Origin of the sequence: Mesorhizobium sp. M2A.F.Ca.ET.039.01.1.1 (assembly GCF_003998035.1) — a bacterium.
Taxonomy (GTDB): domain Bacteria; phylum Pseudomonadota; class Alphaproteobacteria; order Rhizobiales; family Rhizobiaceae; genus Mesorhizobium.
In genome coordinates this window covers 1-10,298 of the sequence record NZ_RZRY01000173.1, presented here as the reverse complement: position 1 = coordinate 10,298, position 10,298 = coordinate 1, and the positions used below count along the sequence as shown (strand labels likewise).

The following is a 10,298-nucleotide window of genomic DNA, read 5'->3' as shown; positions in this document are numbered from 1 at the left end:
CGTTCTGCTGCGGCTTGCCTGGCTGGATGCGCTCCAGGGCGATGCCGAGCTTAATGAAGCGCACTGCCAGCGGCGTCAGCCCTGTGACGCCGGCCGACGCAAAGGGTGGGCCATTGTCGCTTCGAATAGCCGGACATTTCTCCCCGTATAGTGACAGGGAGAAAGACGCTGCCGCGAATGGTTTCGCCAATCGCCAGCGCTGCAGAACAAGCACCCGGCCGCTGCCAGCGCCTTCTCCCCGTCACTATACGGGGAGAAGTTCCCGGCAGGGGATGAGGGGCGGCGCTAACGCCGGCGGTTTGGCGCCCGCAGGCCTGTCATAGAGTCAAATGTTGATCATCATCGCCGGCATGATACCACCGCCCAACCGCCGTCACCGCCAGCCCAGCGCCGGCGCGACGTGCTTCAGGATCGACTCGATGACATGGGCGTTGTAGTCGACGCCAAGCTGATTGGGTACGGTGAGCAGCAGCGTGTCGGCCTCGGCGATCGCCTCGTCCTCCCTGAGCTGCTCGACCAGTACGTCCGGTTCGGCGGCATAGGTGCGGCCGAACACGGCGCGCTTCTCGGGCTCGATATAGCCAAAATGGTCCTCGCCCTCGCTGCCGCCGAAATAGGCGCGGTCCATGTCGTTGACGAGGGCAAAGATGCTGCGGCTGACCGAGACGCGCGGCTCCCGCGCGTGGTCGGCTTCCTTCCAGGCGGCGCGATAGGCTCTGATCTGCTTGGCCTGCTGGACATGCAGCGGCTCGCCGCTCTCGTCGAATTTCAGCGTCGAGCTCTGCAGGTTCATGCCGAGCTTGGCCGCCCAGACGGCGGTGGCGTCGGTGGCCGCGCCCCACCAGATGCGATCGCGCAGGCCGGCCGAGAAGGGCTCGAGCCTGAGCAGGCCGGGCGGATTGGGGAACATCGGGCGCGGATTGGGCTGGGCAAAGCCTTCTCCGCGCAACAGGTCGAGGAAGATTTCGGCGTGATTCCGCGCCATGTCGGCGTCGCTCTTGCCCTCTTGCGGCACGTAGCCGAAATAGCGCCAGCCATCGATCACCTGCTCGGGCGAGCCGCGGCTGATGCCCAGCTGCAAGCGCCCGCCGGCGATCAGGTCCGCGGCGCCCGCATCCTCGGCCATGTAAAGCGGGTTCTCGTAGCGCATGTCGATGACGGCGGTGCCGAGCTCGATCCGCTTGGTCTTGGCGCCAGCGGCGGCCAGCAGCGGAAACGGCGAGGCAAGCTGCCGGGCAAAATGGTGGACGCGGTAGTAGGCGCCGTCGGCGCCGAGCTCCTCGGCCGCGACCGCGAGGTCGATCGACTGCAGCAGCGCATCGGCGCCCGAGCGCGTGCCCGATTGCGGCGAGGGCGACCAATGCCCGAAGGACAGAAATCCGATCTTCTTCATGTGCTCCGTTCCTGCTGGAGCGGCTCGTCGGCCGCTCAAATGCCTTGTTGCTCCCGCAGATAGCCAGGGCAGCGCCGCGATACAACGGACACCGAACGGATACAGACCGTCAATGAGTCTTCGAAATGTCCGGTCCCACTCTCGCCTCGGAGCGCGATCAAACCACGGCACATGTGGCGCAGGCCGGTGCCAGCGCGCCGATCGGCCCCTGCGATCACCTCCGGCATTCTCGCCGCCTCTCGTGCGCTGTATCGTTCCCACCAGCCGATGATTCCCCAGCATTGGACAAAAGCTTCATGCATGGCCTGACACCGATACTTTCCACCGTGACGGCCTCTTTCCTGGCGTCCTTCGTCGAGGTCGTCGAAGCCTTCACCATCGTGCTTGCCGTCGGGGTGACGCGCGGCTGGCGCCCCGCGCTGACGGGCGCAGCACTTGCGCTCGCCCTGCTTGCGGCGCTGGTGCTTATTTTCGGCCCGCTGCTGGCGCTCGTCCCCATCGCGGTCCTGCAATTCGTGGTCGGCGTGCTCCTGATCCTGTTCGGCATGCGCTGGCTGCGGAAGGCGATCCTGCGCAGCGTCGGCGTGATCGCGCTGCATGACGAGGAGCAGGCCTTTTCCAAGGAGACCGCGATGTTGCGGCGGCAGGCCGGCGACCGCCGTGCCGACTATCTGGCCGCCGTCGCGTCGTTCAAGGCGGTGCTGCTCGAGGGCGTCGAAGTGGTGTTCATCGTCATTGCCGTCGGCGCCGCGCATGGCCAGACGCTTTATGCCGGCCTTGGCGCGCTGGCGGCCTTCGTGCTGGTGATGCTGATCGGCCTTGCCGTGCACCGGCCCCTGGCGCGCGTGCCCGAGAATTCGCTGAAATTCGTCGTCGGGCTGATGCTGACCAGCTTCGGCGTGTTGTGGACCGGCGAAGGCCTCGGCGCCGAGTGGCCGGGCGCCGACCTCGCTCTGCTCGCCATCTTCGCCGTCACTGCCGCCGCATCCTTCGCCATTAGCGCTGGCTGCGCGGCGCTTACCCGGCGCCTACTACGGGAGTTGCTCGATGATCCGTCTCGTCTTCAAGGAACTCGTCGGCATGTTCGTCGACGACGGCAATCTGGCCCTGCTGGCGCTGATCCTGATCGCGCTCGTCACCGCCGCGGTGAAACTCCTGAGGCTGCCGCCGCTCGTCGGCGGCCTACTGCTTCTCGCCGGCTGTTTGGCAATTATCCTGGAGAGTACGCGCCGCGCCGCGCGCGACAGGGCGCGTTGACCGGCGTTCAATCCGTGAAGCCTCGCAACCGCTGAAGATCGGCGAAGCCCCTCGTCATCCACGGGCGGAGCGACGCGAAGCGGAGCGCAGACCCGAGGATCCATTCCGTGACCTTGGCCAAGGAACGCAGCGGCGCAGAATTCTGCACCGTGGCAACGCCTCGACGTCACGGCATGGATCCTATGGTCTGCGCGCGTCGCTTCGCTCCTTGCTCCGCCATAGGATGACGATCGCGATAGGCGCTTCGGCCAATCTGCAGCCTATGCCGCCTGCCAAGCAAACATAGCCGCCGGTCGTTCCGTGCCGGGCAACTAATAGACCGTAAAAAGCGTCGGCAGGTGGCCGCTGAGGCGGAAATACTCGACCGCCTCGATCACCGGAAACAGAGCCAGGAAATAGAGCCCGTCGCGGAACGTGTTCCTCAGCGCGCCCGTCGAAAACAGCCACTGCGCCTCGTCGCGGTAGAGCAGCGGGTTCGGCCAGAAGGACGGCGTGCGTTCGGCATAGGCCGCGTAAGCCGCGCCGAACTTGCCGGCAAGATACGCGGCCTCCTTGCGCGCGGTGAACCGAAAGACGAGGAAGCTCGCCAGGCCGAGCATCGCGGCCGCCAGCACCGAGCCAAACATCAGCCCGATACCGACCGCGCCGACGGTCGAGAAGAAATAGAGTGGGTTCCAGGTCATCGAGAACGGACCGGACACGATCAGCTCGTCATTCTTCCTGCCGCCGACGAAAAGGATGCTCCACAGCCGGCCCAGGAAGCAGGCCAGCACCATCGCGAAGCCGATCGTCTCCAGCGATTCATGTCCGTTCGATCCTTCGGCCAGCGCCGGTCTGCTGAAGAGAAGCAGGATGACGGCAAGCACGGCTGCCACCTGCACGAAGATCAGGCGCTTGTGCTGGTCGAACGCTTTCGGCGCCGCTTTGAGGGAGGCCATTCTTTCTCACCGCTGCGGCGCCGAGACGGACGCCGGGCTTTCTCTAGCGCTTCCGCCGGGCGATGACGAGACCCGGCGAATGTTTTTGGCCGTCCTTACGAATTTGTAAGGATGCGGACAGGCCGCGGTGAATTTACGCGTCTAGCCTGATTGCCACGGGTTGTCGGCTTGAACAGAGCGCCGACGACCGGCCCTTACAGGATGACAGCCATAGCCATGACCATGACAGCCAACGAATACGGGTTCGAATTGAACCGGGTCCCGGACGTCACCCTCGATTTCTGGCTGATCAAGGTCCTGGCGGTGACCATGGGCGAGACGGCGGCGGACTATCTGGCCGTCAATCTCGGGCTCGGCCTTATCGTCACGTCGCTGATCATGAGCGGCATTCTCATTGTCGCGCTTGTCCTGCAATTCGCGCAGAAGCGTTACGTGCCCTGGGCCTACTGGCTGGCGGTCGTCCTGACCAGCGTCGTCGGCACCCTGGTCACCGACAACCTCGTCGACAATTTCGGCGTGCGGCTGGAGACGACGACCATCATCTTCTCGGTCGCCCTCGCCCTGACCTTCATCGCCTGGTACGCCAGTGAGAAGACCCTGTCGATCCACACCGTCTTCACCACCCGGCGCGAGATCTTCTACTGGCTGGCGATCCTGTTCACCTTCTCGCTCGGCACCGCCGCCGGCGATCTGGTCGCCGAGCGCTTCGACCTTGGCTATCTCGCCACTGGCCTTATCTTTGGCGGCGTCATCGCGGCGATCGCCTTTGGCTATTTCGTCCTCGGCCTGAATGCCATCCTCGCCTTCTGGCTCGCCTATATCCTGACCCGACCGTTCGGCGCCTCCTTCGGCGACCTGCTGGCGCGGCCGGTCGAATATGGCGGCATGGGCTTCGGCACCACTTTCACCAGCCTGACCTTCCTCGGCTCTATCGTGGTCATCGTTCTTTATATGACGCTGAAGAGCCTGATCGACGAGGACGAGCAGGCCCTGCTCGACTGAGCGCGATCCCTGAACCAGCCGTCTCGCAAAAATGTGTAGCGGTCTTCGGTCCCCGAATGCGTAAAGCAGATGGTTGGTGCAATCCGTCCGGAATTGCGCCGAGACGACGAGATGGGGCATGATGCCGCCCGAGAGCCGCTTCACGCGTTTCGGCATCATATCCTGGAGAACCAGCCAGGAAAGAGCCGGCCGGCGCCGCCATGCCGGCGAGGTTGCGGCAAGGACAGCACGGGGCGATGCGACTTCTGCTTGTTGAGGACGATCCGAGAACCGCCGACTATATCGTCCGCGGGCTGACCGAGGCCGGCCATGTCTGCGATCTTTTGCGCGACGGCCATGACGGCCTCTTCGCCGCGACCCGCAACGCCTATGACGTGATCGTCGCCGACCGCATGGTTCCCGGCCTCGACGGCCTGTCGATGATCAAGGCCGTGCGCGCCGCCGGCATCCATACGCCGGCTATCTTCCTCACCTCGATCGGCGGCGTCGACGACCGCGTCGAGGGCCTGGAGGCGGGCGGCGACGACTATCTGGTCAAGCCCTTCGCCTTTTCGGAGCTGCTTGCCCGCATTCATGCGCTTGGCCGCCGGCCGGCGGCGCAGGAGCAGAAGACGGCGCTGCGAGTCGCCGACCTCGAAATGGACCTGATCCAGCGCCGCGTGACCAGACAGGGTCAGCCGATCGACCTGCAGCCGCGCGAGTTCAGCCTGCTTGAGGTGCTGATGCGCGGCGAGGGGCGCGTCATCACCCGCACCATGCTGCTGGAGCGCGTCTGGGATTTTCACTTCGATCCCAAGACCAGCGTCGTCGAGACGCATATCAGCCGGCTGAGGGCCAAGGTCGACAGGCCCTTCGACGTGCCGCTGATCCATACGGTGCGCAACACCGGCTACAGCCTGCATGTTCCGGCCTGATCCCGCATCCGCGATTGCCGGGCGACCAAGCGCCTTCGCGCGCGCATGAGCGATAGGCGCTCCAGCCTGCTGCGCAGCACGCCGTTCAGGCTGGCGCTGACCTTCGCTTTCCTGTTCCTGCTTGCCTTCATCCTGTCCGGCGCGGTCGTCTATCAACTGATGAGTGCCTCGCTCGCCAGGCAGCTCGATCAGTCGATCAAGGAGACCTACTCGCTGATCGCCGCGACCCATGCCGAGAGCGACGAGGAGGATCTCGTCTCCACCGTCAGGGACCATGCCCAGTTCAGCCAGGACAAGGACCAGATCTTTTCCCTCACCGATAAGGCCGGCAACCGCCTCGCCGGCGATTTCACCGCCTCCGGCCTGCCGGATGGGTTTTCCATGTTCGCAGCCGACTTGCCGGGCGTGCCGCCAGGTACCGAATACCGCGCCTATTCGGGCACGGTCGGCGACAACAATTTGACCGTCGCCTTCTCGCTTTCGGAAACCGAGGATCTCGAAAGGATCGTGCTGATGAGCTTCGGCTGGGCTACGCTCGTCATCACCGTTCTGGCGATCGGCGGCGGCGCCGTGCTCGCCTCGCGTGTCCAGCGGCGCCTCGATGGCATCGCCAGCACCATGGTGGACGTCTCGCATGGCCGGCTCGACGCCCGCATCCCGCTGATCGGCAGCGGCGACGACATCGACGCCGTCTCCGCCCAGGTGAATGCCGCGCTCGAGCGCCTGTCGGCCTTGGTAGACGGCATGCGCGAGGTGAGCGCCAACATCGCCCATGACCTCAAGACGCCGCTCAACCGGCTGCAGATGATCCTGGAATCCGCCGCCGACAAGACGGTGTCGGGCGAGGATGTCTCGGCCGAGCTGACCGACGCCCGCGCCGAGAGCCAGCAGATCAACAGCACCTTCGACGCGCTTCTGCGCGTCGCCCAGATCGAGGCCGGCGCCCGCAAGGCGCGCTTCGTCGATCTGGATGTCGGGCCTATCGTCGAGACCATCGGCGACGTCTATGCCGATGTCGCGGAGGATGACGGCAAGTCCCTTTCAACGGGCGTCGTTCCGGATACGAAATGGTATATCCACGGCGACCGGGACCTGCTGATGCAGATGCTCGCCAATCTGGTCGAGAATGCGCTCCGGCATTGCCCGCCGGGGACCGCGATCGGACTTTCAGTGACCAGGGATGGCAGCCACGTCCTTATCCATGTCCGCGACAATGGCCCGGGCATTCCCGCCGAGGAGCGTGAAAAGGTGTTCCGGCGGCTCTACCGCCTGGATGCGAGCCGCACGACGCCGGGCAGCGGCCTGGGTCTCAGCCTTGCCAAGGCTGTGGCCGACTTGCATGGCGCCGTGATAACGCTGGAGGATTGCAAACCGGGTCTCGGCGTCACGGTCAGCTTCCCGGCGGTGAAAGCCGCCTGATTCGGATCCGCTTTGGCAGTCACCGCGCGGCGCCCGCCCGGCGGAAATCGGACGGCGACATGCCGGCAAGCTTGCGGAACGATTTGTTGAAGGCGCTGAGCGAGCCGAAACCGGAGTCCATCGCGACCTTCAGCACATTGGCGTCCTCATGCATCAGAAGTGCCTGCGCATAGCTCAGCCGCAAGAGACTGACATATTCGTTGAGCGTCATGCCGGTCGATTTCTTGAACAGGCTCATGGCGTATTTGGGATGGATATCGGCGGCGCAAGCGATGTTCACGCAGTCGATATCGTAGAGAAAATTCTCGGCGATGAAATCGCACATGCGCCCGACATTGCGTGAGGACTGCTGGTCGAAGGGGCTGCCCGCGCCATGCCCGGCGGCGGTTCCGGGCACCAGCCGGTAGGGCTCGAAACGCACCCGCTCTAGCCGAAGCAGCAGCTCGTTGACGGCATGCTCTGTCCTGGCCGGATCGCCCGAGCGCGCATAATCGTTCCAGCGCTTGAAATTGTCATTGTCGGACTGATCGGTGGCATTGGTCACCAGCGTCGCGCCGGTCATCAGCCGGTGCCTGACATCGGCCGGCAGATGCAGCCTGAAGAAATGCACCAGCGGCAGATGCGCGCCGGCATAGACAGCGTCGTCCGTCAGATCGTCCATCTGGTGCGGCAGGCCGCCCCAGAACAGGCACATCTCGCCGGCCGACAGCGAAATCTCATGCTCGGCCATGCGGTAGTGCACGCTGCCCTGCACGATGAAGTTCACCTCGACCTGGGCGTGCCAATGCGGCTTCAGCATCACCAGCGGATGGTTGTGGAACATCTGCAAGGCCAGCGGCAGGCCTTCGACGCTGCTCGCGCCAGGCTGGTAGAACGGACGCTCGGGCATCTTACTTTCCGCCAACTTCTTATTCCCTCTGTCGGGGACAAGCCTTCCGCGCCGCATAATCTAGCCACGCTCACAGCGAGAGAGCAAATGAAATGGGAGGATTTCAATGCGCACCACACTGACCTGCGCCGCGCTTTTGCTTGCCCTGGGTTCAGGCCCGGCGCTGGCGCAGTCCGGCGAGATCACCATCTGGAGCTGGAACATCGCCGCTTCGTCGCTGAAGTCGACGGTCGAGGGCTTCAACAAGAAATATCCCGACATCAAGGTCACGGTTCAGGACCTCGGCAACCAGCCGACCTATGACAAGTCGATCGCCGGCTGCGCCGCCGGCGGCGTCGGCCTGCCCGACATCGTCACGATCGAGAACGGCGAGGCCGAGAACTACTGGAGCCAGTTCCCGGACTGCTTCGTCGACCTGCACACGCTGGGCTACACCGCCGAAGACCAGAAGAAATTCCCCGACTTCAAGCGCACCGAGCTCGAGATCGGCGACAAGGCCTATGCCATGCCATGGGATTCCGGCCCGGTCGCCGTCTTCTACCGCCGCGACTTCTACGAGAAGGCAGGCGTCGATCCGGCCTCGATCAAGACCTGGGACGATTTCATCGCCGCCGGCAAGAAGATCCAGGCCGCCAATCCCGGCGTGTCGATGACCAATGCCGATTTCAACGGCGACACCGAATTTTTCCGCATGATCTCCAACGAGCAGGGCTGCGCCTATTTCGCCGAGGACGGCCAGTCGATCACCGTGGCCGAGCCGAAATGCGTCGACGCCATGACCAAGGTCAAGGAGATGAAGGACGCCGGCATCGTGTCGTCGGCCGATTGGTCGACCAAGATCACCAACAACACCGCCGGCACCGTCGCCACCCAGGTCTATGGCGGCTGGTATGAAGGCACGATCCGCACCGAATCGCCGAAGGAAAGCGGCAAATGGGGCGTCTATCTGATGCCGAGCCTGACCGCCGATGGCCCGCGCGCCGCCAATCTCGGCGGGTCGTCGCTGGCCATCACATCGGCCTCGAAGAACAAGGAAGCGGCCTACGCCTATCTGAAATACACGCTGGGGACCAACGACGGCCAGATCACCATGCTGAAGGATTTCGGCCTCGTGCCGTCGCTGGTCTCTGCGCTCGACGATCCCTACGTCGCGCAGGGCCAGGAATATTGGGGCGGCCAGGCGGTCTGGAAAGATATCCTCTCCACGCTGCCCAAGGTGGTGCCGAGCCGCGGCACCCAGTTCCAGAGCGACGCCGAGATCATCGTCCGCGCCGTGCAGACCAAATATCTGGCCAACGGCTATCCCGACGCCAAGGCCGCGCTCGACGACGCCGCCAAGCAGATCGCCGCCGCCACCGGCCTGCCGGTGAAGTAAGGCCGCTTTTCCTTCTCCCACAAGTGGAGAAGGGAAAACGAAGAAAGGAGGAAGCCATGCGCACCCAGAACGCCACCGCGTACCGCTTCCTCACGCCTTACCTTTTGATCTTCGCCGTCTTCTGGATCTGGCCGATCATTTCCTCGTTCCTGATCTCCTTCCAGGCGACGCGGACCGTGCCGTGGCGTTTCGCGCCGGCCTTCAACTGGGGCCGCCTGATCGGCGACCCCGCCTTCTACAACGCGCTGAAGAACACACTGCTGATCCTCGTCATCCAGGTGCCGGTGATGATTGCGCTGGCGATCGTCATGGCGGTGCTTCTGAATTCGCCGCTCTTGAAGGCGCGAGGCCTCTATCGCTTCGCCTTCTTCGCCCCGGTCGTGGTCGGCGAGGTCGCCTATTCGGCCGTCTTTCGCCTGATGTTCAGCCTCGATTTCGGCATCGTCAACAAGCTGCTCAACAGCGTCGGCCTGCCCAAAGTCGATTGGTTCTCCAACGTCACGCCGGCCATGGCGCTGATCATGATCGCGGTGACCTGGCGCTGGGCCGGCTACAACGCCATCATCATCCTCGCCGGCCTGCAGTCCATTCCGGAGGACCTCTACGAGGCGGCGACGCTCGACCGCGTCAGCAAGGTGAAGCAGTTCTTCCACATAACCTTGCCGCTCTTGAAGCCCGTCATTGTCTTTTGCGCCGTGCTGTCGATCATCGGCACCATGCAGCTCTTCACCGAGCCGTTCCTGATCACCGAGCGTGGCGGCCCCGGCGGTGGCACCGAAACGCTTGGGCTGCTGCTCTACCGCCAAGGTTTTCGGTCGCTCAATTTCGGTTACGCCTCGGCCGTCGCCTACACCATGGCGGGCCTCGCCATCGCCATCACCTTGGTGCAGCTCTGGCTGATGAGGGAGCCGAAATGATCTCGCGCTCGCAGGCAAGGCTCGGCCGCAGCATCCTGCTGCATCTCTTCCTGACGCCGCTGGCGCTGATCTGGCTGTTCCCGCTGTGGATGATGGTGGTGTTCTCGACCATGCCGGACAACGGCATCTTCAGCCCGGGCATCGAGCTTCTGCCGCATGACGGCTTCATCGACAATTTCAACAATCTGCAGCGC

Annotated in this window: 9 protein-coding genes and 3 pseudogenes; 8 read left to right on the top strand and 4 right to left on the bottom strand. The window is 64.1% G+C overall.

Translation table 11 applies throughout. From position 1 onward, the window contains the following. Nucleotides 1-130 (bottom strand): annotated as a pseudogene (locus EOA24_RS42405) (integrase); the annotation flags it as partial. A gap of 243 nt (nt 131-373) precedes the next feature. Further along, the gene (locus tag EOA24_RS15355; protein ID WP_127409891.1) at nt 374-1,393 is read right to left on the bottom strand and encodes an LLM class flavin-dependent oxidoreductase; all 1,020 of its coding nucleotides are present in this window, start codon (nt 1,391-1,393) and stop codon (nt 374-376) included. 296 nt (nt 1,394-1,689) lie between these two features. Between EOA24_RS15355 and EOA24_RS15350 the strand changes: the two are divergent. Both EOA24_RS15350 and EOA24_RS15345 read left to right on the top strand, forming a co-directional pair. Continuing rightward, a pseudogene (locus EOA24_RS15350) lies at nt 1,690-2,444 on the top strand (COG4280 domain-containing protein). Then, nucleotides 2,441-2,650, top strand: coding sequence for a hypothetical protein (locus tag EOA24_RS15345; RefSeq protein WP_126080378.1), 210 nt, complete (start codon nt 2,441-2,443; stop codon nt 2,648-2,650). The pseudogene EOA24_RS15350 and the gene EOA24_RS15345 overlap by 4 nt, the downstream one beginning before the upstream one ends. A 311-nt stretch (nt 2,651-2,961) precedes the next feature. Here EOA24_RS15345 and EOA24_RS15340 read toward each other — a convergent pair whose 3' ends face one another. Then, on the bottom strand, nt 2,962-3,588 hold the full coding sequence (locus tag EOA24_RS15340) for an isoprenylcysteine carboxylmethyltransferase family protein (protein WP_127409890.1): 627 nt from the start codon (nt 3,586-3,588) through the stop codon (nt 2,962-2,964). Between the two features lie 222 nt (nt 3,589-3,810). Here EOA24_RS15340 and EOA24_RS15335 point away from each other — a divergent pair, with 222 nt between their 5' ends. From EOA24_RS15335 to EOA24_RS15325, 3 genes are all read left to right on the top strand, one after another. Further along, entirely contained in the window at nt 3,811-4,590 is a 780-nt protein-coding gene (locus tag EOA24_RS15335; protein ID WP_189343357.1) for a hypothetical protein, read from the top strand. Nucleotides 4,591-4,826: 236 nt separating this feature from the next. After that, nucleotides 4,827-5,504: a winged helix-turn-helix domain-containing protein gene (locus EOA24_RS15330; protein ID WP_126063578.1), complete on the top strand. Its 678-nt coding sequence runs from the start codon at nt 4,827-4,829 to the stop codon at nt 5,502-5,504. 45 nt (nt 5,505-5,549) lie between these two features. Beyond that, nucleotides 5,550-6,923 (top strand): HAMP domain-containing sensor histidine kinase, encoded by a 1,374-nt coding sequence (locus EOA24_RS15325; RefSeq protein ID WP_126080375.1) that lies wholly within the window; start codon nt 5,550-5,552, stop codon nt 6,921-6,923. A 19-nt stretch (nt 6,924-6,942) separates the two neighbouring features. Here the strand turns inward: EOA24_RS15325 and EOA24_RS15320 are convergent, their stop codons facing one another. Next, entirely contained in the window at nt 6,943-7,812 is an 870-nt protein-coding gene (locus tag EOA24_RS15320) for a helix-turn-helix domain-containing protein (RefSeq protein WP_126080374.1), read from the bottom strand. A gap of 106 nt (nt 7,813-7,918) precedes the next feature. Between EOA24_RS15320 and EOA24_RS15315 the strand changes: the two genes are divergently transcribed. The 3 genes and pseudogenes from EOA24_RS15315 to EOA24_RS15305 form a co-directional block, all read left to right on the top strand. Further along, nucleotides 7,919-9,187 carry an ABC transporter substrate-binding protein gene (locus EOA24_RS15315; RefSeq protein ID WP_126080373.1) on the top strand — a complete coding sequence of 423 codons (1,269 nt, stop codon included), beginning with the start codon at nt 7,919-7,921 and terminating at the stop codon, nt 9,185-9,187. Between the two features lie 56 nt (nt 9,188-9,243). Continuing rightward, nucleotides 9,244-10,104 carry a sugar ABC transporter permease gene (locus EOA24_RS15310; RefSeq protein ID WP_126080372.1) on the top strand — a complete coding sequence of 287 codons (861 nt, stop codon included), beginning with the start codon at nt 9,244-9,246 and terminating at the stop codon, nt 10,102-10,104. Further along, nucleotides 10,101-10,298: pseudogene (locus tag EOA24_RS15305) on the top strand (carbohydrate ABC transporter permease); the annotation flags it as partial. The gene EOA24_RS15310 and the pseudogene EOA24_RS15305, both read left to right, overlap by 4 nt.

What these genes read in the sequence shown, in the direction of transcription:
- EOA24_RS15355 (WP_127409891.1), bottom strand. Translation starts at nt 1,393, where the DNA reads ATGAAGAAGATCGGATTTCTGTCCTTCGGGCATTGGTCGCCCTCGCCG.
- EOA24_RS15345 (WP_126080378.1), top strand. Translation starts at nt 2,441, where the DNA reads ATGATCCGTCTCGTCTTCAAGGAACTCGTCGGCATGTTCGTCGACGAC.
- EOA24_RS15340 (WP_127409890.1), bottom strand. Translation starts at nt 3,588, where the DNA reads ATGGCCTCCCTCAAAGCGGCGCCGAAAGCGTTCGACCAGCACAAGCGC.
- EOA24_RS15335 (WP_189343357.1), top strand. Translation starts at nt 3,811, where the DNA reads ATGACAGCCAACGAATACGGGTTCGAATTGAACCGGGTCCCGGACGTC.
- EOA24_RS15330 (WP_126063578.1), top strand. Translation starts at nt 4,827, where the DNA reads ATGCGACTTCTGCTTGTTGAGGACGATCCGAGAACCGCCGACTATATC.
- EOA24_RS15325 (WP_126080375.1), top strand. Translation starts at nt 5,550, where the DNA reads ATGAGCGATAGGCGCTCCAGCCTGCTGCGCAGCACGCCGTTCAGGCTG.
- EOA24_RS15320 (WP_126080374.1), bottom strand. Translation starts at nt 7,812, where the DNA reads ATGCCCGAGCGTCCGTTCTACCAGCCTGGCGCGAGCAGCGTCGAAGGC.
- EOA24_RS15315 (WP_126080373.1), top strand. Translation starts at nt 7,919, where the DNA reads ATGCGCACCACACTGACCTGCGCCGCGCTTTTGCTTGCCCTGGGTTCA.
- EOA24_RS15310 (WP_126080372.1), top strand. Translation starts at nt 9,244, where the DNA reads ATGCGCACCCAGAACGCCACCGCGTACCGCTTCCTCACGCCTTACCTT.